This window comes from Caulobacter sp. GW821-FHT12D05 (assembly GCF_058807295.1).
Window position 1 is genome coordinate 258,253 of the sequence record NZ_JBXAQO010000002.1, and the last position, 21,915, is coordinate 280,167.

General features: G+C 67.7%; 24 protein-coding genes, 1 tRNA gene and 1 pseudogene. 8 read left to right on the plus strand and 18 right to left on the minus strand.

What is annotated here, in order from left to right; genetic code table 11:
- Positions 1 to 4: 4 nt before the first annotated feature.
- From AC1RRR_RS08600 to mipZ, 4 genes are all read right to left on the minus strand, one after another.
- A complete protein-coding gene (locus tag AC1RRR_RS08600) occupies positions 5 to 1,234 on the minus strand; it encodes an aminotransferase-like domain-containing protein (protein ID WP_492812229.1) in 1,230 nt (409 codons plus the stop codon).
- Between the two features lie 75 nt (positions 1,235 to 1,309).
- A complete protein-coding gene (locus AC1RRR_RS08605) occupies positions 1,310 to 1,369 on the minus strand; it encodes a hypothetical protein (protein ID WP_106907314.1) in 60 nt (19 codons plus the stop codon).
- A 14-nt stretch (positions 1,370 to 1,383) separates the two neighbouring features.
- Positions 1,384 to 1,818, minus strand: a complete 435-nt coding sequence (locus AC1RRR_RS08610) for a J domain-containing protein (RefSeq protein ID WP_492812231.1) — start codon at positions 1,816 to 1,818, stop codon at positions 1,384 to 1,386.
- Between the two features lie 71 nt (positions 1,819 to 1,889).
- On the minus strand, positions 1,890 to 2,726 hold the full coding sequence (mipZ, locus tag AC1RRR_RS08615) for a division plane-positioning ATPase MipZ (RefSeq protein ID WP_492812233.1): 837 nt from the start codon (positions 2,724 to 2,726) through the stop codon (positions 1,890 to 1,892).
- 200 nt (positions 2,727 to 2,926) lie between these two features.
- Here mipZ and panC point away from each other — a divergent pair, with 200 nt between their 5' ends.
- Complete coding sequence (gene panC / locus AC1RRR_RS08620) at positions 2,927 to 3,784, plus strand: pantoate--beta-alanine ligase (protein ID WP_492812235.1); 858 nt, start codon at positions 2,927 to 2,929, stop codon at positions 3,782 to 3,784.
- Here panC and AC1RRR_RS08625 read toward each other — a convergent pair whose 3' ends face one another.
- Together AC1RRR_RS08625 and AC1RRR_RS08630 are read right to left on the minus strand one after the other, a co-directional pair.
- A complete protein-coding gene (locus AC1RRR_RS08625) occupies positions 3,785 to 3,871 on the minus strand; it encodes a hypothetical protein (protein WP_143324455.1) in 87 nt (28 codons plus the stop codon).
- An 80-nt stretch (positions 3,872 to 3,951) separates the two neighbouring features.
- Positions 3,952 to 4,353 (minus strand): DUF1489 family protein, encoded by a 402-nt coding sequence (locus AC1RRR_RS08630; protein WP_492812237.1) that lies wholly within the window; start codon positions 4,351 to 4,353, stop codon positions 3,952 to 3,954.
- A gap of 264 nt (positions 4,354 to 4,617) precedes the next feature.
- Here AC1RRR_RS08630 and AC1RRR_RS08635 point away from each other — a divergent pair, with 264 nt between their 5' ends.
- Positions 4,618 to 5,367 (plus strand): DNA polymerase III subunit epsilon, encoded by a 750-nt coding sequence (locus tag AC1RRR_RS08635; RefSeq protein ID WP_492812239.1) that lies wholly within the window; start codon positions 4,618 to 4,620, stop codon positions 5,365 to 5,367.
- 63 nt (positions 5,368 to 5,430) lie between these two features.
- Here the strand turns inward: AC1RRR_RS08635 and AC1RRR_RS08640 are convergent, their stop codons facing one another.
- Positions 5,431 to 5,742, minus strand: a complete 312-nt coding sequence (locus AC1RRR_RS08640) for an energy transducer TonB family protein (protein ID WP_291872229.1) — start codon at positions 5,740 to 5,742, stop codon at positions 5,431 to 5,433.
- 231 nt (positions 5,743 to 5,973) lie between these two features.
- On the opposite strand from AC1RRR_RS08640, the gene AC1RRR_RS08645 reads away from it, so the two are divergent.
- Together AC1RRR_RS08645 and AC1RRR_RS08650 are read left to right on the plus strand one after the other, a co-directional pair.
- Positions 5,974 to 6,528, plus strand: coding sequence for a hypothetical protein (locus AC1RRR_RS08645; protein ID WP_492812241.1), 555 nt, complete (start codon positions 5,974 to 5,976; stop codon positions 6,526 to 6,528).
- 9 nt (positions 6,529 to 6,537) lie between these two features.
- Complete coding sequence (locus tag AC1RRR_RS08650; protein ID WP_492812243.1) at positions 6,538 to 6,858, plus strand: MliC family protein; 321 nt, start codon at positions 6,538 to 6,540, stop codon at positions 6,856 to 6,858.
- Here AC1RRR_RS08650 and AC1RRR_RS08655 read toward each other — a convergent pair.
- From AC1RRR_RS08655 to AC1RRR_RS08670, 4 genes are read right to left on the minus strand one after another with little or no spacing between them, the layout of a single operon-like run.
- Positions 6,855 to 8,816: an acetyl/propionyl/methylcrotonyl-CoA carboxylase subunit alpha gene (locus tag AC1RRR_RS08655; RefSeq protein WP_492812245.1), complete on the minus strand. Its 1,962-nt coding sequence runs from the start codon at positions 8,814 to 8,816 to the stop codon at positions 6,855 to 6,857. The genes AC1RRR_RS08650 and AC1RRR_RS08655 overlap by 4 nt on opposite strands.
- Before the next feature lie 8 nt (positions 8,817 to 8,824).
- The gene (locus tag AC1RRR_RS08660; RefSeq protein ID WP_492812247.1) at positions 8,825 to 10,147 is read right to left on the minus strand and encodes a DUF3667 domain-containing protein; all 1,323 of its coding nucleotides are present in this window, start codon (positions 10,145 to 10,147) and stop codon (positions 8,825 to 8,827) included.
- 20 nt (positions 10,148 to 10,167) lie between these two features.
- Positions 10,168 to 11,007: an enoyl-CoA hydratase-related protein gene (locus tag AC1RRR_RS08665; RefSeq protein ID WP_492812249.1), complete on the minus strand. Its 840-nt coding sequence runs from the start codon at positions 11,005 to 11,007 to the stop codon at positions 10,168 to 10,170.
- Between the two features lie 19 nt (positions 11,008 to 11,026).
- Positions 11,027 to 12,619: a carboxyl transferase domain-containing protein gene (locus tag AC1RRR_RS08670; RefSeq protein ID WP_492812251.1), complete on the minus strand. Its 1,593-nt coding sequence runs from the start codon at positions 12,617 to 12,619 to the stop codon at positions 11,027 to 11,029.
- A gap of 170 nt (positions 12,620 to 12,789) precedes the next feature.
- Between AC1RRR_RS08670 and AC1RRR_RS08675 the strand changes: the two genes are divergently transcribed.
- Positions 12,790 to 14,565, plus strand: a complete 1,776-nt coding sequence (locus tag AC1RRR_RS08675) for a patatin-like phospholipase family protein (RefSeq protein WP_492812253.1) — start codon at positions 12,790 to 12,792, stop codon at positions 14,563 to 14,565.
- Here AC1RRR_RS08675 and AC1RRR_RS08680 read toward each other — a convergent pair.
- Positions 14,543 to 15,316: a methyltransferase domain-containing protein gene (locus AC1RRR_RS08680; protein WP_492812255.1), complete on the minus strand. Its 774-nt coding sequence runs from the start codon at positions 15,314 to 15,316 to the stop codon at positions 14,543 to 14,545. The two genes, AC1RRR_RS08675 and AC1RRR_RS08680, sit on opposite strands and share 23 nt — an antisense overlap.
- Before the next feature lie 138 nt (positions 15,317 to 15,454).
- On the opposite strand from AC1RRR_RS08680, the gene AC1RRR_RS08685 reads away from it, so the two are divergent.
- Together AC1RRR_RS08685 and AC1RRR_RS08690 are read left to right on the plus strand one after the other, a co-directional pair.
- Positions 15,455 to 15,604 (plus strand): hypothetical protein, encoded by a 150-nt coding sequence (locus tag AC1RRR_RS08685; protein WP_492812257.1) that lies wholly within the window; start codon positions 15,455 to 15,457, stop codon positions 15,602 to 15,604.
- Positions 15,605 to 15,693: 89 nt separating this feature from the next.
- A pseudogene (locus AC1RRR_RS08690) lies at positions 15,694 to 15,779 on the plus strand (hypothetical protein).
- A gap of 97 nt (positions 15,780 to 15,876) precedes the next feature.
- Here AC1RRR_RS08690 and AC1RRR_RS08695 read toward each other — a convergent pair.
- The 5 genes from AC1RRR_RS08695 to AC1RRR_RS08715 form a co-directional block, all read right to left on the minus strand.
- Positions 15,877 to 17,034, minus strand: a complete 1,158-nt coding sequence (locus tag AC1RRR_RS08695; protein WP_492812259.1) for an isovaleryl-CoA dehydrogenase — start codon at positions 17,032 to 17,034, stop codon at positions 15,877 to 15,879.
- Positions 17,035 to 17,120: 86 nt separating this feature from the next.
- Entirely contained in the window at positions 17,121 to 18,455 is a 1,335-nt protein-coding gene (gene spmX, locus AC1RRR_RS08700) for a lysozyme-family localization factor SpmX (protein WP_492812261.1), read from the minus strand.
- A gap of 230 nt (positions 18,456 to 18,685) precedes the next feature.
- Positions 18,686 to 20,140: a magnesium transporter gene (mgtE, locus tag AC1RRR_RS08705; RefSeq protein ID WP_492812263.1), complete on the minus strand. Its 1,455-nt coding sequence runs from the start codon at positions 20,138 to 20,140 to the stop codon at positions 18,686 to 18,688.
- 151 nt (positions 20,141 to 20,291) lie between these two features.
- Positions 20,292 to 20,376, minus strand: a tRNA-Leu gene (locus tag AC1RRR_RS08710).
- Between the two features lie 87 nt (positions 20,377 to 20,463).
- Positions 20,464 to 20,769, minus strand: a complete 306-nt coding sequence (locus tag AC1RRR_RS08715) for a FliM/FliN family flagellar motor switch protein (RefSeq protein ID WP_492813525.1) — start codon at positions 20,767 to 20,769, stop codon at positions 20,464 to 20,466.
- A gap of 17 nt (positions 20,770 to 20,786) precedes the next feature.
- On the opposite strand from AC1RRR_RS08715, the gene lipB reads away from it, so the two are divergent.
- On the plus strand, positions 20,787 to 21,512 hold the full coding sequence (lipB, locus tag AC1RRR_RS08720) for a lipoyl(octanoyl) transferase LipB (protein ID WP_492812265.1): 726 nt from the start codon (positions 20,787 to 20,789) through the stop codon (positions 21,510 to 21,512).
- Here lipB and AC1RRR_RS08725 read toward each other — a convergent pair.
- Positions 21,509 to 21,913 (minus strand): DUF805 domain-containing protein, encoded by a 405-nt coding sequence (locus AC1RRR_RS08725; protein ID WP_492812267.1) that lies wholly within the window; start codon positions 21,911 to 21,913, stop codon positions 21,509 to 21,511. The genes lipB and AC1RRR_RS08725 overlap by 4 nt on opposite strands.
- Between the last annotated feature and the right edge of the window lie 2 nt (positions 21,914 to 21,915).

Below are 21,915 nucleotides of genomic sequence, written 5' to 3' on the forward strand. Positions count from 1 at the left end.
TTTTCTAGCCCTCGGCGATGACTTTGCGGATCAGCCTGGCGATCCGCTCGACGCCCTCTTCGATCTGGGCGTCGGTCGGCAGTGAGTAGCTGAGGCGGATGGCGTTGGCCTTCTGGACCTCGGCATAGAACGGCGCGCCGGGCACGAAGGCCACGCGCTCTTCCTCGATGGCCCGGGCCAGCAGGGCCGCGCCGTCGATCCCTTCCGGCAGGTCGATCCAGACGAACATGCCGCCCTCGGGACGCGACCAGGTCACACCCTCCGGCATCACCCGCTCCAGGGCCGCCAGCATCACCCGCGCCTTGGCGCCATAAGCTCCGCGCAGACGGTGCAGGTGCTGGTCATAGCCTTCCGAGACGGCGCGGTGGGCGACCATCTGGTTGATCGTCGAGACGTGCAGGTCCGCGCCCTGCTTCAGCAGCACCAGCTTCTCGATCACCGCCTTGGGACCGCAGACCCAGCCGATGCGCAAGGCCGGCGACAGGGTCTTGGACAGGGTGCCCAGGAACATGGTGCGAGCGTTGTCGATGCCGCCCGAGCGGGCGATGTCCAGACTCAGCAGGGTTGGCGTCGGCTCGCCGATGAAGCGCAGCTCACGATAGGCGGCGTCCTCGACCAGGGTCATGTCCAGCGACGTGGCCATGTCGAGGATCGCCTCGCGCTCGGCCAAGGTCAGGCTGACGCCGGTCGGGTTGGCGAAGTCAGGGACGAAATAGCCCAGCGCGCCCGCCGGCAGGTCGGTTTCGCCGCCGCTCAGCGCCGCGTCCGGCAGGTCGCGATAGGCCGGCTGATAGCCGTTGAAGGCCTGCAGCGCGCCCAGATAGGTCGGACGGGCCACCACGACGGTGTCATCGGGGCTGACGAACAGCTTGCCGATCAAGTCCAGCGCCTGCTGCGAGCCGGCGGTCAGCATGATGTTGTGCGGCTCGCACGGCATGCCGTCGCGGGTCATACGCTCGGCGATCCACTGGCGCAGCGGCAGGTAACCTTCGCTGACCGAGTATTGCAACGCCTGCCGCGAGAGGGCCGCGTCGGTCAGGATGGCGTCGTAGCCGGCCTGGATCTGCTCGGCCGGGAACAGGCCGGGATCAGGGATGCCGCCGGCGAACGACAGGATGTCGGGCTGGTCCAGCAACTTGAGCAGCTCGCGGATCTCGCTGGCGCGGACGCGGCTCATGCGATCGCTGAAGCGCGCGGCCCACTCGGCGGCGCGGTCGATGGTCTGGGTAGTCATGGGGTGATCGAAGTCCGAACTTGAATGACGCTTGAGCCGCGTGCGGCGGCTCGCTCTGAACCAAAGGTTAGAGCGTCATACCGAGCAGGTCGGGCCGGACGACCGGCGGCGCCAGAAGCGTTCGCGATTGATCATGACCCTCTCCTAGCTCAGCTGCGGCGCTTGATCAAACGATCCCGCGCGGCATTCAGCTGGGCGGCCAGACCTTCGGTGCCGCCCTTGTCCGGGTGGGCCATCTGGATCAGGCGGGTGTAGGCCGCCTTGACCTCGGCCAGGCTGGCGTCGGCGCCCACGCCCAGGATGGCGCGAGCCTCGGACAGGCTGAGCTCGGGCTTGGGCGGCTGGACCATCTCGCGGCGGATCAGGGGCCGGCGACGGGCCTCGGTGACGCTCCACAGGCCGATGACGCCCAGCACGATGCCGGTGCCCCACGAGCCGCGGATCGTGGCGTAGGCGGCTCCAGCGAAGGCGGCGATCGAGGCCGCGCCCGCGCCCACCCGCCAGCCGTCGCCGTTCAGGAACCTGCGCCCCTTCGGCCAGAGCAGGAAGACGAGGATGGCCGCGCCCAGCAGCAGGTACAGCATCGCAACTCCGGATACGAAAACGGGCGGCAGGGTCGCCCCGGCCGCCCGCTCCTAGTCATGTAGCCGCTGGACTACTGCGCCGCCAGAAGCGTCTCGCCCGAATAGGCTGACAGGCCCAGGCTGTGCATCAGGGCGCGCAGTTCCTGGCGGGCCGCCAGATGCTGCAGCGACACCGGCACCGGACGCACTTGCGGCGACAGGTCGGCGATGGTCAGGCCGAACGGGAACAGCTCGCGATAGATGACGCGATCGCGCAGGCCGGGGCCGATGCGGAAGCCGACGCGCTTGGCGAGCGCCGTCAGACGGTCCTCCAGGCGCTTGCGGTTACGAGCTTCGGTGGTGGCGAGGCGGTTACGCAGCACCACCCAGTCCATGGCCTGGCGCTGGCCCGACAGGGCGCGCTGCTTGCGGCCTTCCCAGACGGTCAGCGAATAGAGGCTGGGCTTGGTCAGCTCCAAGGTCACCGGATCGACGGTGCCCAGCATGTCGAAGTCGACGAAGCTGTCGTTCATCGGCGTGACCACCAGGTCCGCGCGGCCGTGGGCCAGACGGGTGATGGCGCTGTCGCCGCCGGGGGTGTCGATCAGGATGAAGTCGCACTCTTCCGCCGCCTTGGCGAAGGCGGCTTCGAAACCCGCGACCTGTTCTTCTTCCGACTTCTCGGCCAGGGCGATGTCGTTGTCGCTAAGGGTCAGGGACAGCGGCATGGGCAGGTCCAGCTTCTTGCTGGCCGTCCAGGCGACGCGGTTCTCGAAGAACCGGCCCGAGGTGCGTTGGCGAAGGTCCAGGTCGAGGACGGCGACCTTGGCGCCGCCGTACAGCAGCGCGGTGACAAGGTGGACGGCGATGGTGGACTTGCCCGCACCACCTTTTTCGTTGCCGACGACGATGACGCGCGTTTCGGCCATGGCTCGATCCTCGATGCGTCGCGACTCGGCGCGACCTTGGACTGAAGGTTAACACGATGTTACCAGCGCCCTACCGGGTCAACCGGTTCAATCCACAGGCATAATTGTCGCACCCCCGACATTGTGTTCCCGCAAGGGATAGTGGACCTGAAAGGACCGCGAGGTCATAAGCCGGGCCTGTCCGCGTGGAGCCCTTCAGTATGAGCAGCCCGACCATCGTCCGCACCGTCGCCGAGATGCGCGAGCACGTGCGCGCCTGGAAGGCCGCCGGCCAGCGCGTGGCCCTGGTCCCGACCATGGGCGCCCTGCACGAGGGTCACCTGTCCTTGATCAAGATCGCCCAGCAGAACGCCGACCGGGTGATCGCCACGATCTTCGTCAATCCCAAGCAGTTCGCCCCGCACGAGGACTTCGACGCCTATCCGCGCGGCGAGGCCGTCGATGTCGAGAAGCTGGCCAGCGTCGACTGTGACCTGCTGTTCGCCCCCAACGGCGCGGAAATGTACGCCCCCGGCTTCGCCACGGCGATCAGCGTCTCGGGCGTCTCCGAACCGCTGGAAGGCGCGGCGCGCCCGCAGTTCTTTGGCGGCGTGGCGACCGTGGTGGCCAAGCTGTTCATCCAGAGCCAGGCCGACGTCGCCGTGTTCGGCGAGAAGGACTACCAGCAGCTGCAGGTGGTCAAGCGCATGGCCCGCGACCTGGACATCCCCATCGAGATCATCGGCGCCCCGACGGCGCGGGCGCAGGACGGCCTGGCCCTGTCCTCGCGCAACGCCTACCTGTCGGCGGACGAGCGCGCCGCCGCCGTGGCCCTGCCCACCGCGATGAAGGCCGCCGCGGCAGAAGTCGCCGCCGGCGGCCGCATCGACGAGGCCGAGCAAAAGGCGACGGCCGCCCTGAAGGCGGCCGGCTTTGGTCAGGTCGATTATGTGGAAGTGCGCGAAGCCAGCGACCTGTCGCGCCTGGGTCCTGGCGCGATCGGCGACGCCAAGGGTCGGATCCTGGTCGCCGCGTGGCTGGGCAAGACGCGGCTGATCGACAACATGGCCGTTGCGTAGTTAGATTGGCCTGAGGGCGATCAAGAGGCCGGCGATCAGGCCCACGAACAGCATCCCCACGCCCAAGGCGGCAAAACCGGCCTTCATCGTCATCCCTCCACAGTCCCCTGCGGCAAGATGACACTCGCCTCAGTTGCTGAAACGCTAACAGCTCGCCAGAAAGTTTTCTACCAGGCGCCCAATTCGCGGAGCTGCCTCGCCAGATCCGGCGGCAGGTCGGCGGCCTCGCTCGCGGTCAGGTCGGGCGGCGCGTCCTCGGGCTTGAGGTAGCGCCAGCCCTGGAAGGCCCGGCGCGGCTGGGGCGCGACGCGGATGATCGGCGGATCCACGGTCACCTCGCAGCGCGAGGCCGCGCCCTCGCCGATGGTGTCGATAGCCAGGATCGTCTGGCGGCACAGGATCTGCCCCTTGAACACCCGATACAGCGAGCCGCCGTCCAGGACCTCGTCGATCCGCTTGGGCGTCATGCGGGTGTGCATGACCCAGGGCTGGCTCTTGTCCTGGTGCCAGGCCAGGAGATCGTCGATCGTTTCGCAGCCGACGACCAGCTTGATGATGTGCAACGCCATGGGTCGGTAGATAGCGCGCCGGCCCAGCAAGGCAACAGGCGCTGATACACGGAGGTGACCTCCACGCTCGCCCGATGGGTGAAACCCGTCGACGTCCGCATGACAGCGTTATCCACTGCGGCCATCGCGTTTCTGTGGGGGCGCGAGGGGGGCTTCAGAGCCCGACACCGCCGTTACGGACGCCTTGTGGGGGGCCGTCCGCAGCGGCGGTTCTGTTTTGGGCGGAATGTTGGATCGCGGACGATCCGGCCCCATTATCCCTTCATGTCCCCACCCCGCGTCCGCGTCATCGATCTCGAGACCGCAGGCTCCGGCCCCAACGATGTCTGCGAGATCGGCTGGCAGGACGTCGTCCAGGACGCCGACGGCCGCTGGCGGCTCGATGACGAGCGCGGCGCGCACCTGGTCAATCCGGGCCACCCGATCCCGGCCGACACCATGTCGGTGCACCACATCTTGGACAGCGAAGTCGCCGACGCGCCGTTCTGGAAGGCTGTCGCGCCCGGCGTGCTGAAGCCCGAAGGCGGCGTCCTGGCCCTGGCCGCCCACCGCGCGGCGTTCGAGCAGCGCTACTGCACGCCCCGGCACACCGGCGGCGCGGCCTGGATCTGCACCTGGAAATGCGCTCTGCGGCTATGGCCGCAGCTGCAAAGCTTCTCCAACCAGATGCTGCGTTATCAGCGCATGCCCGAAGGCTTGGTCCACGAGCTGGGCCTGCCCGCCCATCGCGCCCTGCCCGACGCCTATGTCACGGCCCATCATCTGCGCGACATGCTGAACGAAGCTTCGCTGGAGCAACTGCTGGCCTGGAGCGCCGAGCCCGGCCTCCTACCCCGCGTGCCGACCGGGCCGGACCGGGGCAAACCTTGGCGGCGCCTGGACGACGAGGCCCTGCGCGCCTTCGCCCGCGAGCGCGACCCGGCCTTGCGTTTCAGCGCCGAGACCGAGCTGCGCCGAAGGGGCGAAACACTCGAGCCCGCCCCGGCCGAACCGGCGCAGCGAACCCTGCTCTGAAAACGCAAAAGCCCCCGCCGGCGAACCGGCGGGGGCCTTGAGGATGACGCTAAGCGTAGAAGCTTACGCGCCGCCCGGGAAGCGGAAGGGAACCTTCACCGAACCGGTCTTGGCGCCCATCGGCAGCTTCTCGGCGATGCACATGGCGGCCTTGTCGAAACCCTTACCGCCGGCGCTGTTGTCGACGACCTTGCAGTCCGACAGCTTGCCGTCGGCGGCATTGCATTCCAGCATCACCTGAGCGGCGTCACGGGTGTTGGCGAACTGCTGCAGGCAGCGGCCCATCTGGTCTTCGAAACCACCGGCGGCCGAAGCGGCTTGAGCGACGAAGAAGCTGCCAGCGATACCCGCGGCGAAAGCGATCGAGAGTTTCATACCCACCTAATTCCTTCTGGAAGCGAACCAAACTTGTGAGGATGGTTATCGCGCCTAAGCCCTAAGGAACGGCCAAGGTTTGCGGTTAATCATTTCCAAAAATGGTGAACGCCGGCGTAGGGCTAACGAGGGGCCTAACGTGGTGGTGAGCACGTCCCAAAAGGACTATGGTCTCGACCAGATCCGAACAGCTTGAATCCAGATCGTCGTCACCCCTCACAGGAGATGATCATGGCCCGTCTCAAGTCTCTGACCTGGCTCGCTCTGACGCCGCTGCTCCTGCCCATGCCGACCTCGGCGCAAGGGCCCGGTGAAATCACCTTCTACAGTCAGATCGCCTTCCGAGGTCAGTCGTTCACGGTGAACGGTCCTCGGGAGAACGCGCGTATCCCGTTCACCATCCGCAGCGCTCGGTTGGGTCGTGGGGGGCCTTGGGAGATCTGCACCGGCGCGCGCTACCAGGGTCGCTGCCAGACCGTCGACAAGGATCAGGGCAATATCGCCTGGACGGTCAACTCGGCCCGCCCTGCTCGCCAAGGCCCCGCCCCTCCCGGCCCGCCCGGCAACAACCAATCCCTGCGCGGCATGAGCGCCGAGTTCTTCCCGCAGCCCAGCGATCGCGGCGGCCGGGTTCCCACCTGTCGTCAGGCGACAGCGGCCTGCGCGGCCGAGGCGGCCGACCGCTTCTGTCAGGGACGCGGCTGGACCGCCGCGTCTTACGAACGACAAGAAACCGTGGCTGGTCGCGTGTATCTGGCCGACGTCCTGTGCACGCGGACGCGATAGGAGACCTGAATGCTGAAGCCGATCGCCCTGGGACTCGCGACGATCCTCGTCACGGGTTGCGCGACAACCGCTCCCTCCAAGGCGCCGCCTGCCCCTGAGGAGCACCGCGTCACCTATGGCTGTGATCGTGGACCCGACCTGACGGTGGTCTACACCGAAGGCCAGGCCAGCATCATCGGCTCGGATGGCACCGCCGCGATCGTGCTGCCGCAGAAGCCGGCGGCGTCGGGCGTCCGGTACGAGACGCCCACCCACTCGATCCGCGGCAAGGGCGACGAGGTCACCTATACCGTGGGCCGGATGGTCCCGATGACCTGCAAGGCGCGCTAGGCGCTGGCTTCAAGCCGCGCCAGCACCACGCCCTCACTGACCTGACCGCCGGCGACGACGGTCAGCTCAGCCACCACGCCGTCGAACGGCGCGGCCAGGGCGTGCTCCATCTTCATGGCCTCCAGCGTCAGCAGGGTTTGGCCCTTAGTGACCGCCTGGCCAGCCTCGACGGCGACCGAGACGATCTTGCCCGGCATCGGCGACAGGATCGCGCCGTCCGAGGCCGCGCCCTCGCCGGACCCGCCGACCTGGGCCTCGAAGTCGAAGGTCTGGACATCGCCGCCCTCGAACACCTGGATCGGACCCTTGCCGTAGGTGGTCGGCAGGCGGGTGACCTCGTCGAAGGTCGAGCCGTCTTGGTGACGGATATCCCACGACCAGTCCTCGCTGCCGCCGCCGATCAGGGCGACCTGCAGCGGCATGGCCTTGCCATCGGCCGACATCGGCAGATGCATCGGCGCGCGCGGGGCATTCATGCGGAAGCCCAGCAGCTTGGACGGCGCGCTTTCCCACGGATCGCGGCGGGCCTCGGCTTCCAGGAAGCTGTCCAGCCGCCAGCCGATCGCGGCCATGGCCAGCTCGTCGCTGAAGCTGCGCTCGACCAGCTCGTCCAGGCGGGCCTCGATGAAGCCGGTGTCGACGGCGCCGTCGACGAAGTCCGGATGGCTGGCGCACTTGGCCAGGAAGGCGGCGTTGGTCTTGACCGGCCAGACCTCGACCAGGGCGCAGGCCTCGGCCAAGCGCTGGGCGGCGTCCTCGCGGTCGGCGCCATGGGCGATCAGCTTGGCGATCATCGGGTCGTAGAAGGGCGTGACCTCGCCGCCCTCCTCCACCGCGCTGTCGACGCGGACATCGCCTTCGGGCAGGCGGAAGTGCTTGAGCTTGCCGGTCGAGGGCAGGAAGCCGGTGGCCGGGTTCTCGGCATAGAGGCGGGCCTCCATGGCCCAGCCGTCCAGGGTGATCTCGTCCTGCTCCAGCGGCAGGGGCTCGCCGGAAGCGACCAGCAGTTGCCACTCGACCAGGTCCTGGCCGGTGACCATCTCGGTGACCGGGTGCTCGACCTGCAGACGGGTGTTCATCTCCATGAACCAGATGCGGTCGGCGCGCAGGCCTTCCGAGGCGTCGGCGATGAACTCGACCGTGCCGGCCCCGACATAACCCACCGCCTGGGCGGCCTTGACGGCGGCGGCGCAGACGGCGGCGCGGGTGGCCTCGTCCATGCCGGGGGCCGGAGCTTCCTCGATGACCTTCTGGTGGCGGCGTTGCAGCGAGCAGTCGCGCTCGAACAGGTGGACGACGTTGCCGTGGGTGTCGCCGAACACCTGCACCTCGATGTGGCGCGGGCGGGTGACGTACTTCTCCAGCAGCACGCGGTCGTCGCCGAAGCTGGCGGCGGCCTCGCGGCGGCACGAGCCCAGGGCGGCCTCGAAGTCGTCGGCCTTGTCGACCTTGCGCATGCCCTTGCCACCGCCGCCGGCGACGGCCTTGATCAGCACCGGGAAGCCGATCTTGCTGGCCTCCGTGGTCAGGCGCTCGACCGACTGGTCCTCGCCCAGATAACCGGGCGTGGTCGGCACGCCGGCGTCGATCATCACCTTCTTGGCGGCGTCCTTCAGGCCCATGGCGCGGATCGCCGAAGGCGGCGGGCCAATCCAGACCAGGCCCGCATCGGTCACCGACTGAGCGAAGTCGGCGTTCTCGGACAGGAAGCCGTAGCCGGGGTGGATGGCCTCGGCCCCCATCTGTTTCGCCGCCGCCAAGATCTTCTTGGGATCCAGGTAGCTCTCCTTGGCCGGCGCCGGACCGATCAGGATCGCCGCATCGGCCTCCAGCACGAACGGGGCGTTCGCGTCGGCTTCCGAATAGACGGCGATCGTCCGCACGCCCAGCTCGCGGGCGGTGCGGATGATGCGTCGGGCGATCTCGCCGCGGTTGGCGATCAGGACGGAGGAGAGCAAGGCGGAACCTACATCTGGGAAAGGGTGAAGAGCATCAGGCCGCCCACCAGCACGCCGAACGCGGTCATGCTGAACAGCCAGACGATCATGGTCTTGAGCACGGCCCCGAAGATGCTGGAGCCGTAGCCGCCCCGCAGGGTCTGGAAGAGGTTGATGGGTATCCACAGCGACAGGATGGTCAGATAGGCCGCCTGCAGGCCGTGCGGCAGCACGAACAGCAGGGCGTAGGACAGGAACGCGAACGACAGCAGGTTCGTGGCCACGATCAGGTGGTCGTAGATGAAGTACTGGCGCTTGTTCACATAGACCAAGGCCAGGCTGAGGCCGACGATCGGCAGCAGCAGCACCGCCAGGCGGTGAGCCCAGCCGAACGTCACCAGCAGGTAGTAGTCCGGATTGGCCACGGCCTTGGCCAGGCCTTCCTGGGGCCAGTACTTGGACGTCTTCTTGGCCTCGTGGCCGCCGGTAGCGTGTTCCGGCGCGGCGTGCCCGGCGGCGGCCGGCGCGTTCTTGTCCGGCACGACGACGTTGAAGTGCTGACCGCCGACCTGGGCCTCGGCGATCTTGTTCGCGCCAGCCTCCAGCTTATCGGGGCTCTGGAAATCCAGACCCTGGATCTGCGCGGCGGCATTGGCGTTGCGGTTGTGCAGCCGGTCCAGAGCTTCCTTGCCGGCGTTGGGATTGTTCTGCAGGGCGTCGGCTTCCGCCATTTCCTTGGCGTAGCGATCCTCGGCCTTCTTGACGTCGTCGGCGTATTCGTCGGCGATCTTGGCCTTGTCGGCGCCCGCCTCCTTGAGGCCCTCGTCACGCTCGCTGGTCGCGTCCGCCAGGCGCTCCTTGCGATCGGCCGTCGCTTCCTTGCGGATCTCGTCGGCCTTAGTCTTGCGCCCCTGGGGCGTCATCAGCGCCTGGGCTTCCTTCTCCTCCTTCAGCTCCTGCTCGTGGCGGAAGGTGTGGATCGCGTGTTCGGCCGCGAAGATGAACAGCAGCAGGGCCACCAGGAAGGTGCGGAACGGCGGCACGTGCCGCACGATCCGACCTTCCATGTAGTCCTTGGCCAGCTTGCCCGGCTTGAAGAACAGCAGCGGCAGGGTGTTGGCCAGGCGACCGTCGAGGTGGAACATCCCCTCGATGGCCTCCCAGATCAGGTGCAGGATCGAGCGGTGATGGGTGTCGGAATTCTGGCCGCAGTCATGGCAGTACCAGCCCTCGAGCGTGGCCCCGCAGTTCTTGCAGGGCTCGCCCTTGTGGGTGAACGGCTTCTTCCGATGCCCGACCAGCCCGGCGGCCGAGTCCGCCGCCGCCGCTTCCAATTCAACGCCTGTAACCACCCCACGCCCCCTGATTGAGTCTATTCAGCCCAGGACGGTTTACGACGAGCCAGGAAAGCGCGCACGCCTTCTTGTCCCTCTTCCGACACGCGGCGGCGGGCGATGCGTTTGGCGCTCTCCTCGATCAGGCCCTTGTCGATTTTCTGGCCAGCGAAGTCGTTGACCAGGGCCTTGGCGTCACCGATCGCGCCGGGCGCGCAGGGGGCCATTTCCTCGATCAGGGCGTCGCGGGCGACTTCCAGGCTGGCGACGTCCTCGAACACCTCGTCGACCAGGCCGTAGCCCCAGGCGTCGTCGGCGTCGAACACCCGGCCGGTGGCGAACAAGAGCTTGGCCGTGCGCGGCCCCAGGGCCTGGATCACGTAGGGGCTGATGGTCGCCGGGGTCAGGCCCAGCTTCACTTCCGAGAACGAGAACTTGGCGTCGATCAGGGCGATGGCGTGGTCGCAGGCGGCCACCAGGCCAGCGCCGCCGCCAAAGGCCGGGCCCTCGACCAGGGCCACGGTCAGGGCTGGGATGTCGTGCAGGGCCTTGAGCATGTGGGCCAGGCCCAGAGCGTCGTCGCGGTTGTCGTCCTCGTCCCACTCGACGGCTGCGCCCATCCATTCCAGGTCGGCGCCGGCGCTGAACGCTCCGCCCACGCCGCGCAGGAACACCACCCGCACGCCCTCGGCGCCATGCAGGGTCTCGAAGGCCTCGCGCAGGCCGGCGATGGTCTCGGCGTTGAAGGCGTTCTTCTTCTCGGGCCGGTTGATCCACACGGTGACCGCGCCGTCGGGCGTGCTGTCGATGTGGACCAGCGGGGTCATCGCGTCGGTGTCGGTCACTTCAACGATGGGGTCGGCGATCGGGTTGGTCATGGCGGGTCCTTTTGAAGCGCTACATTCGGAAAACGCCGAAGGTCGTCTCCGGGATCGGCGCATTCAGCGAGGCCGAGATGGCCAGACCCAGGACGTCACGGGTTTGAGCCGGATCAATGATGCCGTCATCCCAGAGCCGCGCCGTGGCGTGGTACGGATTGCCCTCATCCTCGTAGCGCTGGCGGATCGGCGTCTTGAAGGCTTCGGCCTCCTCCGGCGTCCACTTGGCGGCGTCGCGGTGGACGGTGGCCAGCACGCTGGCGGCCTGCTCGCCGCCCATCACCGAGATGCGACTGTTGGGCCAGGTGAACAGGAAGCGCGGGCTGTAGGCGCGGCCGCACATGCCGTAGTTGCCGGCCCCGAAGCTGCCGCCGATCAGGACGGTGAACTTGGGCACCTCGGCCGAGGCGACCGCCGTGACCAGCTTGGCGCCGTCCTTGGCGATGCCGCCGGCCTCGTACTTGCCGCCAACCATGAAGCCCGAGATGTTCTGCAGGAAGATCAGCGGGATCTTGCGCTTGCAGGCCAGCTCGATGAAGTGCGCGCCCTTCACGGCGCTCTCGCTGAACAGCACGCCGTTATTGGCCAGGATCGCCACCGGCTGGCCCCAGATGCGGGCAAAGCCGCAGACCAGGGTCGTGCCGTACAGCGCCTTGAACTCATCGAACTGGCTGCCGTCGACAATGCGGGCGATGACCTCGCGCACATCGTAGGGCGCGCGGACGTCGGTCGGGACGATGCCGTAGATCTCTTCGGGATCGTACAGCGGCGGCTCGCCCTCGGTCAGGACCAGCTGGTCGGGCTTGGTGGTGTTGAGGTTCGCCACGATCGAACGAACGATCTCCAGCGCGTGCTCGTCGTTCTCGGCCACGTGGTCCACAACGCCGGAGCGACGGCCGTGGGTCTCGGCCCCGCCCAGTTCCTCGGCGCTGATCACCTCGCCCGTGGCGGCCTTCACCAGCGGCGGGCCGGCCAGGAAGATGGTGCCTTGGTTGCGGACGATGACGGTCTCGTCGCTCATCGCCGGGACATAGGCGCCGCCGGCGGTGCAGGAGCCCATGACGCAGGCGATCTGCGGGATGCCCACGGCGCTCATGCGGGCTTGATTGAAGAAGATGCGGCCGAAGTGGTCGCGGTCGGGGAAGACCTCGGCCTGGTGCGGCAGGTTCGCGCCGCCGCTGTCGACCAGATAGACGCACGGCAGGCGGTTCTGGGCGGCGATCTCCTGGGCGCGCAGGTGCTTCTTCACCGTCATCGGGAAGTAGGCGCCGCCTTTCACCGTGGCGTCGTTGGCCACGATCATCACCTCGCGGCCCGACACCCGACCGATGCCGCAGATCATGCCCGCGCCCGGGGCCTCGCCACCGTAGAGGTCGCAGGCGGCCAGCTGGCCGATCTCCAGGAAGGGCGAGCCCGGGTCCAGCAGGCGCTCGACGCGCTGGCGGGGCAGCAGCTTGCCGCGCGAGGCGTGGCGCTCACGCGAGCTCTCGGGACCGCCCAGGGCCGCTTCCGCGACCTTTGCGCGCAGCTCGTCGGCCAGGGCGCGGTTATGGGCCGCGTTACGGGCGAAAGCGTCAGCGGACGCGTCGATAACGGAGTTCAACTTCGGCATGACCGACGCTTAGCCTCTTCCACCCTATCCCGGAAGTCGTAGTTTTTTGGACCCCGAAGAGAAAGATTCCGGGCCAAATCCGTTCTCGGACATTTCGAGTTCGAGATCAACAGTTGCGCCTGAACCCGCCCCCGTGGTCAAGCCTGCCCGAACCAGCTAGCGTCCGCGCCGTGGAAACGCCCCTGCCCGACGACTCGGCCCTGGCGCGCCTGTTCGCCCGCGAGCGGCGCACCGGCGTGGCCACGTGGTTCTCCCTGCCTGGCGGGGCGACGCTGTTCGAGCCGGGCGAAGACGCCGACAATCTCTATTTCCTGAAGACCGGTCGCCTGGGCGCCTTCCGCCGGGAAGAAGGCCAGGAGCCGCAGTTCCTGGGCGTGATCCGTCCCGGCGAGCCGGCCGGCGAGATGGCCCTGGTCGGCGGCACGCCCCACTCGGCCCACATGGTCGCCCTGCGCGACAGCGAGGTCCTGGCCCTGCCTCGCGAGGACTTCTTCGAGGCGGCCGAGGAAGATCCGACCGTGATGCTGGAGCTGTCGCGGCTGATGATCCGCCGCGCCCGCCAGGCCCAGACCCATGCGGCGATCGGCGATCCCTCGGTGTTCGGCTTCATCGCCGTCGAGGCCGGCGCGGCCATCCGGCCGATCGTCGAGCGCCTGGCCCGCTGCATCGAGCACCTCGGCTACTCCGTCACCGTCGAGGGCGGCGAGTCCCTGCTGGCCCCGACCGAGTGGTTCAGCAATGTCGAGCGCGAGCACGACTTCGTCCTCTATGTCGCCGAGGCTGACGAGACCGCCTGGAAACACGTGGTCGGCCGCCAGGTGGACCGGCTGTTCCGGATCGGACGCGGCGACCGCGCGCCGCCCGCCAGCATTCCCTCATACGCCTCGGGACCTTTGCAGGCTCAGCGGCTGGTCGATCTGATCCTGCTGCAGTCGGCCACCGCCGCGCGCCCGGTCGGCTCGGCCGCCTGGGTCGAGGCCACCCAGGCCGCGCGCCTGTTCCATCTGCGCGAGAACGGCGTGGCCGACATGCAGCGGCTGGCGCGGGTGCTGACCGGCCAATCGGTGGGTCTGGTGCTCTCCGGCGGCGGCGCGCGGGCCTATGCCCATATCGGCGCGATCCAGGCGATGCGCGAGCGCGGCATCCCGATCGACTTCGTCGGCGGCGCTTCGATGGGTGCGATCGTGGCGGCCGGCATCGCCATGGGCTGGGACGACGGCGAGCTGGAGCACCGCATCCGCAAGGCTTTCGTCGACACCAGCCCACTGGACGACATCGCCTTCCCCCTGATCGCCATGACCCGGGGCGAGAAGGTCAAGGCGCGGCTGGACGAGCATTTCGGCACGGTCGACATCAGCGACCTGTGGCTGCCGTTCTTCTGTGTCTCGTCGAACCTGACCTCAGGCGCCTACCAACTGCATCGCACCGGCGACCTGCAGACGGCGCTGAGGGCCTCGATCTCTTTGCCCGGCGTGCTGCCGCCGGCCACCGAGAACGGCGCGGTGCTGGTCGACGGGGCGGTGATGAAGAACTTCCCGGCCGACGTCATGCGCTCGTTCCAGCTGGGGCCGATCGTCGGCGTCGACGTCACCCGTGGCCGCAGCATCACCGCCGAGGACGTCTATCGGCCGCCGTCGATCTGGAGCTGGATCGTCTCGGGCGAGTGGCGCAAGGGCCCGCCGATCGTGGCCCTGCTGATGCGCGCCGCCACGGTGACCACCGGCCGCGACCTGGCGGCCGCCCGCGAGGCCTCCGACGTGCTGATCACGCCCAAGCTGGAGGGCATCGACATCCGCGACTGGCGCGCCTTCGAGCCCGCCGTCCGCGCCGGCTACGTCGCCGCCAGCTTCGCGCTGGAGGGCCTGCACGCCCCGGTCACCGAGCTGCGCCGCCGACCCAGCCTCGCAGAGAAACGTGCCGGGCTCAGCCCCTCCGCGCGACGATGAAGAGCCGCTTGAACGGAAACAGCGTCACGCCGTCCTCGCGGCGTGGATAGTCCCGTGCCAGCCGCGCGCGCCAGGCGTCCAGGAACGGCGTCTTGGCCTCGTCCGGCAGGGCGTCTAGGTACGGCCGTAGCGTTGTGCCCATGGTCCAGTCGACGATCGGGTCCTGGCCGTGCAGGGCGTGCAAATAGGTCGTGGTCCAGATATCGACGTCCGGGCACAGCGGCGCCAGCCAGGCGTAGTAGTCCTCCGGCGCATTGGCGTGGCGCACGCCCTCGATGCCCGTCAGGTGCTTGGCCCACGGCCCCTCGGCCGCGATCTCGGTGAGCGTTCCCCGCCAGCCCAGGCCGTCGGCCACCGGCATCTGCACCGCCAGCACACCCCCAGGCGACAGGCTCTCGGCCAGGCGCGGGATCAACATGGCGTGGTCGTCCACCCACTGCAGAGCGGCGTTGCTGAAGATCAGGTCGGTCGCAGAATCCGGCGCGAACCCCTTGATATCGCCCAGGATCCACTCGACGCGCGTCTGCAGGGCCTTGGCTCGCTCCAGCATGTCGGGACTGGAATCCAGCCCCCTCACCCGCGCCTGCGGATGCCGCGCGGCCAGCAAGGCCGCCTGCTCGCCCAGGCCGCAGCCCAGGTCCCAGATGTCGAGCGGGTCCAGATCGCGCGGGATGGCGGTCAGCAGGTCAAACGCCGGCCGCTCCCGGTATCGGCGGTATAGAGCGTAGGTATCCGGGTCCCAGCTGGCCATGCGAATCCCTTCCCAACTGATCGCGCCAAGCCATGCAACCTGCGCCTATGTGAAGAATTCTTCCTATACGCGAAGATTCATCATACGGTTCGAGTCAGGTCTCCGACAGAGGGGCTACTAGGGAAGGATTCACGCGGTATGCCCACGCGCATTCACTTGGCGCCGAACGGCCCATCTGGCCCGGCCACCAACGTTCGTCGATTCAATTTCAACCGTCCCATCGCGGTCGGCGCGGCCCTCGTCCTGTGGGCGGCCATCCTGGTGGGCCTCAAGCTGCTGTCGGTCTGATCATTCGACGCTGCGACGTCGCGTCGCGCGCGGTTTCCTCTTTTCAACCGCGCGATCAGCCCCATATGCTGACTGTTGTGTTCAACCAACTGAAAGGAGGTGACCAGTGTCTCATTGTCTCCAACCGCGGTCGCAAGTCGTGACCTGGAGCCTTACGAGTGAGGTCTCCGCCTAGGCGTTGAACGCCCAAGGTTTCTAAGTCACGCGCTGCGAAAGCGGCCACGACGATGGAGGGCCGTCCCGAGCAATCGGGGCGGCCCTTTTTCATTGGCCTAGGCCCCGATCAGCTCGCGGCCGATCAGGAAGCGGCGGATCTCGTTGGTGCCCGCGCCGATGTCGTACAGCTTGGCGTCGCGCAGCAGGCGCTCGACCGGCCATTCCTTGGTGTAACCGGCGCCGCCCAGGGCCTGGATGGCTTCCAGCGACACCTTCACCGCGTTTTCCGACGCCATCAGGATAGCCCCGGCCGCGTCGAAGCGGGTGGTCTTGCCGGCGTCGCAGGCGCGAGCCACGGCGTAGACATAGGCGCGGGCCGAGTTCAGGGCCACATACATGTCGGCGATCTTGCCCTGCATCAGCTGGAACGAGCCGATGGCCTGGCCGAACTGCTTGCGGTCGCGGACATAGGGCAGGACGATGTCGAGGCACGCCTGCATGATGCCCAGCGGACCAGCGCTCAGCACGGCGCGCTCATAGTCCAGGCCGCTCATCAGCACCCCGACGCCGCCGCCGACCGGGCCCATGACGTTCTCTTCCGGGATCTCGCAGTCCTCGAACACCAGCTCAGCGGTGTCCGAACCCCGCATGCCCATCTTGTCCAGCTTCTTGCTGACGCTGAAGCCCTTCATGCCCTTCTCGACGATGAAGGCAGTGATGCCGCGGCTGCCCTCGCCGGTCTTGGCGTAGACCACCAGGGTGTCGGCGTGCGGGGCGTTGGTGATCCAGAACTTGGTGCCGTTCAGGACGTAGCGGTCGTCCTTCTGTTCGGCGCGCAGCTTCATCGACACGACGTCAGAGCCCGAACCGGCCTCGCTCATGGCCAGCGAGCCGACATGCTCGCCGCTGATCAGCTTGGGCAGGTAGCGCTGCTTCTGGTCGGGCGTGGCCCAGCGGCGGATCTGGTTGACGCACAGGTTCGAGTGCGCGCCGTAGCTCAGGCCCACCGAGGCCGAGGCGCGGGAGATCTCCTCCATGGCGATCACGTGCTCGAGATAGCCCAGGCCCAGGCCGCCGAACTCTTCCTCGACGGTGATGCCGTGCAGGCCGAGGTCGCCCATCGGGACCCACAGGTCGCGCGGGAATTCGTTGGTCTCGTCGATCTTGGCCGCGATCGGCGCGATCTTGTCGGCGGCGAAGCGGGCCGTGGTGTCACGGATCGCGTCGGCCGTCTCGCCCAGCGCGAAATCCATCGAGGGTGCGAAATTGGTCATCCTGGCTCTCCCATAGCACAAACGCCCGCCGGTCGTTGAGACCTGCGGGCGTTCTTGCTCAGTTTCCGCGAGGGAAGCAAAGAAAACTATTCTTCGTCTTCACCCGTTTCCGGACCGGCAAGGCGGCGAAGCAGAAGATAGGCCGAAACCACGAAGCAGATCGCGCCAATCATGCTGGCGCCATAGCCGAACAGCTTCACCTGGCCATCCGAGCCGGCGGCCACGGTCAGAATCCACAGGACGCCGCCGCCGAACAGGGCCAGGCCCAGGATGCCCAGGCTGATCAGCAGGCTGGTGTTGCCGAAACGCGGTTGCTCCGACTCGACCATCGGCACGTCCATCGGGTGCAGGTCGACCTCTTCGCTGGTCGAGAAGCCGCCCAGATTGAACACCGACGAAGCCGAGGCCGGGGCGCCGAACAGGCTGGGCTCGCTGGGGGCCGGCTTGGCGGCCGGGGCGAAGGCCTCGACCGGGGTCGGCTTGGCGACTTCTTCCACTTCGACCGGCTGCGGCGTCAGGCGGAACGGCGTGAACTCGACCGGCGCGGCCGCTGGGGCGTCCGTTTGCGAAACGGGCTCGACCGGCGTGGTGGTCGGCTCATTCTGGAACAGAACCGGCGCGGGCTCGGTGACGGCCGGCTGGGCCGGGGCCGGCGGCTCGGGCAGACCGAGGTCGTCCTGGCGGGCGACCAGCTTGGTCGTCGTGACCGGCGCGGCCGGCGGGGCGTCCGAGAGGATGGCCTCCAGGCGCGCACTGACGGCGGCGGCCGACTGTTCGGTGGCGGTCGGGCCGTCCTCTTCCGGGACAACCACGTTCAGCGGCAGGCCTTCTTCCCGCTCGGCGACGACGCGATCGCCCTCCGTGCGGGTGCTGACGGCCATCGGCGTCTGCTTCGGGATGGCGCAGCTGGCGTCGTAGTCGACCTTGGGACGCAGCACCGGACTGGGCGCGGGCACCCATTCGCCATTGGCCGGCGTCAGGAACAGGGTCTTTTCGGCCGAGCGGCGGCGGACCAGGGCGTCGATGACGATCCGTTCGCCCTCGAAGTCGGCCTTGCGCCACATCTCCATCGCGCACGCGGCTTGCAGCAGCGAGCCTTCGTTGATCCGGCGCAGCACGCCCGAGCGGAGGAAGTTGTCGAGACCGATATTGAAGGCGAAGCAGACCAGCGCGTCGAACTGGTTCTGGTTCAGCGGCGCGTAGGTGTGTTCGTTGACCGAGTGCGCGACCGAGATCAGGTCATACAGCAGCAGGGCCTCGGCGTCCTTTTCAGAGACGGAGGCGCCCTCGCGAGCGGTCAGGGTGTGGCCATAGCCGACCGTCCAGCGCCCGTCGGGGAGCTGCGCGGCCTTCTGACGGTAGCCTTCGAATCTCTTGATGAGATCGACGGCCGTCCGGGTGACCTGATGGCGCGGTTTCATCGCGGAGTTTGACCCAGTTTGAGACAGACGCGGATGCGTTCGTCTGTCTCGGCGCAAGGTCGGCGCCAGTTTCGCGGTCCAGGAGATATTTCGCCGGTTTTCAGCCCCCTCCCCGATCTTCCCCGCGAAAGCGGGGATCCAAGCTGGCTGTCAGGGTGTGGCTCGGCCTCGCCAGGATATCGGACTCGGCTTGGGTCCCCGCTTTCGCGGGGATGATCGGTGTTGGGACGTCAGTGCAGCAGCAACGACGCGATCAGCAGCACCGCGAAGAAGCCGGTGAAGTCCGTCAGGAAGGTCACGAAGATCGATGACGACACCGCCGGGTCGCGGCCCATCTTCTCCAGCGCCAGGGGCATCAGGATGCCGCCCAGCGCCGCGGTGAAGATGTTGGCGATCAAGGCCGCGCCGACGATGATCGCCAGCTTGTCGTGGTGGTCCGCCGGCCCGAAGAACAGATAGGTCGCCAGTCCCATGACCAGGGCCAGGCTGACGCCGTTGACCAGGCCCACCAGCAGTTCGCGCAGCACGATGCGGCGGGCGTTGGCCGTGGTCAGCTCCTTGCTGGACAGCGCCCGGACGGCCACGGCCAGGGTCTGGGTGCCGGCGTTGCCGCCCAGGGACGAGACGATCGGCATCAGGATGGCCAGGGCCACCAGTTGGGCGATCTCGGCCTGGAAGATGGCGACGCCGCTGACCGCCAGGGTGGCGGTGGCCAGGTTCAGCATCAGCCACGGCAGGCGCGACTTGACGATCTCGATCACCGAGGCGTCACGGCCGGCGTCGGACACACCGGCCAGGGCCAGAATGTCTTCCTGGGCTTCGTCGCGGATGACCTCGACGATGTCGTCAACGGTGATCTGGCCCACCAGGCGCCCGCCCGGCTCGATCACCGGGGCGCTGATCAGGTGGTACTTGTCGAAGATGTAAGCCACCTCTTCCTGGTCCATCTCGACCGGGATTTCGGTGACGGCCTCCATCAGCTCGGCCAGCGGCGTCTCGCGGCGGCTGCGCAGCAGGATGCTGATTGGGATGGCGCCGACGGGCTTGTAGGTCGGATCGACCACATAGACGTCGAAGAACAGCTCGGGCAGCTGATCGCCTTCCTCGCGGACGTGGTCGATCGTCTGGCCGACGGTCCAGAATTCCGGCGCGGCCAGGAACTCGCGCTGCATCAGGCGGCCGGCGGTCTCGTCCTCATATGAGAGGGTCGTCTCGATGGCCGCGCGGTCCACCTCGCCCATGGCGGCCAGCACCTGGAAGCGCTTGGTGTCGTCCAGGTCGTCGATGACGTCGGCGGCGTCGTCGGTGTCCAGCTCCTCCAGCGCGCGGGCCAGGGTCACGGACGGCGTGGCTTCCAGCACCTCCTCGCGGAGGTTCTCGTCCATTTCCGAGATGATCTCGCCCAGCGCCTCGGGATCCAGCAACGGGATCACGTCCTCGCGGTAGTCGGCGGTGAGGAAGCCCATCAGGTCGGCGACGTCGGCCGGCTCCAGCGCCGTGACCAGCTCGCGCAGGCGCTTCAGGTCGCCGCTGTCGACGGCGTCGATCACCATCTCGACGTATTCGGGATTGAGGGCGTAGTCCTCGCCTAGGGCGAGATCTTCCAGCTCCTCGGGAGTCTCAGACTTGGCCAGCGGGATGTCGTCCAGCACGTCGTCGGTCAGTTCGGCGGTGTCCCGGGTCATGGGGGCCTCCTGAGCTCTTAGAGCGCTGGGTTCGTGCTGATTGGTCCGATGAAGCGACCCTGAGGCGAAATCAGGGCCTAGAAACGATTAGAGCGCCCCTAGCGAGTCGGAAACCGATTTCGCCGGGAGCGCTCTATTCTGTGTTCAACACTGGTGCGGTCGAGAAGACTCGAACTTCCACATCTTGCGATACAGCGACCTCAACGCTGCGCGTCTACCAATTCCGCCACGACCGCATCGTGGTGAGGGGCGGCAGGTAGCAAACTGAATCGGATTTGGGAAGCCGGAAGTTCGCGTATGACGAACTTCCAGGCTGCGACGAATTAAGCACCGCCGGCCATGTAGTCGTAGACGTCGGCCGCGCGGGTCACCTGGATGGCGATGCGGTCGTCGCTGATCTGGATTTCGCCACGCGCGATCGGGTGGTTATTGGCCAGGATCCACACTTCGTCATTGGTCTTGGCGTCCAGCGGGATCACCGCGCCACGGCCCATGCGCAGCAGTTGCTGCATGGGGAGGATCGAGCGCCCCAGTAGAACGGAGATCTCGACATTGACGGCGTTGACCTGGCTCACGAAGTAAGACCCTTGAACTGACTCACGCGACCGATCGGGCCGCACCGTCTCGATCGCAAGATTAGGGCCACATGCTTGCTCTCCCGTTAAACGCTGAAAACACTGGGCTTCCGAGGATGGGGCGCGAGGACGCGGCGCCCGTGGGGTGGGCAGTTTCGACCGACTACGTGCCCTACCCGGCAGCCGTGGCCGCCATGGAGGCCCGCGCCGCCGCCATCGCCGACGGGACGGCGGGCGAGCTGATCTGGCTGCTGGAGCATCCGCCGCTCTACACGGCCGGGGTGTCGGCCAAGGCGACCGACCTGATCGAGCCCGAACGCTTCCCGGTCTTCGAGAGCGGACGCGGCGGGCAGTTCACCTATCACGGCCCCGGCCAGCGCGTGGCCTATGTGATGCTGGACCTGACCAAACGCGGCCGCGACGTGCGCGCCTTCGTGGCGGCGCTGGAGGCCTGGATCATCGACGCCCTGGCCGCCTTCAACGTCACCGGCGAGCTGCGCGACGGCCGGGTCGGCGTCTGGGTCGAGCGCAAGGGCGCCGGCTGGAGCCGCGAGGACAAGATCGCCGCCATCGGGGTGAAACTGCGCAAGTGGGTCAGCTTCCACGGCGTCAGCCTGAACGTGGAGCCGGACCTGGGCCACTTCAGCGGCATCGTGCCGTGCGGCCAAACCGAGCACGGGGTGACCAGCCTGGTCGACCTGGGCCTGCCGGTGACGCTGGATGAAGCGGATGCGGCGCTGAAGACCAGCTTCCAGAAGATCTTCGGGCCCGTCGAGGACGCGGCGTCTCCCGCCTAGATCACGACCTGCTTCAGCGGGTTGGGTCCGTAGCGGTTGGCGCCCTGCTCGCCGCCCATGACGCCCAGTTCGACGATCGCCCAGATCAGGACCAGGCTGAACAGGAAGTCCAGGAAGTGCTCGGGCTGCGGCCAGACCGCGACCACCGCCACCAGGATGAGTAGCGCCCACCAGCCTGAACGGCCGCGGTCATGCAGCCGCTTGGACAGCACGCAGGCGCCCGAGAACAGCAGGGCCGGATAGACCAGCCAGCCGGTCAGCCAGTGCAGGGTGTAGCCGGCGATGGCCTCGTACAGCACCGCCACGCCGACCAGCACGCCGGCCGCGATCAGGAACGGCGTGCGCGACAGCCTGCCGTTCGACGACAGGAACAGCTCCGCCCATTCGCTACGATCGCTCATGT

Coding starts and splice junctions, on each gene's coding strand:
- AC1RRR_RS08650 (WP_492812243.1), top strand. CDS start 6,538: ATGCTGAAGCCGATCGCCCTGGGACTCGCGACGATCCTCGTCACGGGT.
- AC1RRR_RS08610 (WP_492812231.1), bottom strand. CDS start 1,818: ATGCTGTACCTGCTGCTGGGCGCGGCCATCCTCGTCTTCCTGCTCTGG.
- AC1RRR_RS08725 (WP_492812267.1), bottom strand. CDS start 21,913: ATGAGCGATCGTAGCGAATGGGCGGAGCTGTTCCTGTCGTCGAACGGC.
- AC1RRR_RS08645 (WP_492812241.1), top strand. CDS start 5,974: ATGGCCCGTCTCAAGTCTCTGACCTGGCTCGCTCTGACGCCGCTGCTC.
- AC1RRR_RS08665 (WP_492812249.1), bottom strand. CDS start 11,007: ATGACCAACCCGATCGCCGACCCCATCGTTGAAGTGACCGACACCGAC.
- AC1RRR_RS08670 (WP_492812251.1), bottom strand. CDS start 12,619: ATGCCGAAGTTGAACTCCGTTATCGACGCGTCCGCTGACGCTTTCGCC.
- AC1RRR_RS08695 (WP_492812259.1), bottom strand. CDS start 17,034: ATGACCAATTTCGCACCCTCGATGGATTTCGCGCTGGGCGAGACGGCC.
- AC1RRR_RS08640 (WP_291872229.1), bottom strand. CDS start 5,742: ATGAAACTCTCGATCGCTTTCGCCGCGGGTATCGCTGGCAGCTTCTTC.
- spmX (WP_492812261.1), bottom strand. CDS start 18,455: ATGAAACCGCGCCATCAGGTCACCCGGACGGCCGTCGATCTCATCAAG.
- mipZ (WP_492812233.1), bottom strand. CDS start 2,726: ATGGCCGAAACGCGCGTCATCGTCGTCGGCAACGAAAAAGGTGGTGCG.
- AC1RRR_RS08635 (WP_492812239.1), top strand. CDS start 4,618: ATGTCCCCACCCCGCGTCCGCGTCATCGATCTCGAGACCGCAGGCTCC.
- AC1RRR_RS08680 (WP_492812255.1), bottom strand. CDS start 15,316: ATGGCCAGCTGGGACCCGGATACCTACGCTCTATACCGCCGATACCGG.
- lipB (WP_492812265.1), top strand. CDS start 20,787: ATGCTTGCTCTCCCGTTAAACGCTGAAAACACTGGGCTTCCGAGGATG.
- panC (WP_492812235.1), top strand. CDS start 2,927: ATGAGCAGCCCGACCATCGTCCGCACCGTCGCCGAGATGCGCGAGCAC.
- mgtE (WP_492812263.1), bottom strand. CDS start 20,140: ATGACCCGGGACACCGCCGAACTGACCGACGACGTGCTGGACGACATC.
- AC1RRR_RS08600 (WP_492812229.1), bottom strand. CDS start 1,234: ATGACTACCCAGACCATCGACCGCGCCGCCGAGTGGGCCGCGCGCTTC.
- AC1RRR_RS08685 (WP_492812257.1), top strand. CDS start 15,455: ATGCCCACGCGCATTCACTTGGCGCCGAACGGCCCATCTGGCCCGGCC.
- AC1RRR_RS08625 (WP_143324455.1), bottom strand. CDS start 3,871: ATGAAGGCCGGTTTTGCCGCCTTGGGCGTGGGGATGCTGTTCGTGGGC.
- AC1RRR_RS08630 (WP_492812237.1), bottom strand. CDS start 4,353: ATGGCGTTGCACATCATCAAGCTGGTCGTCGGCTGCGAAACGATCGAC.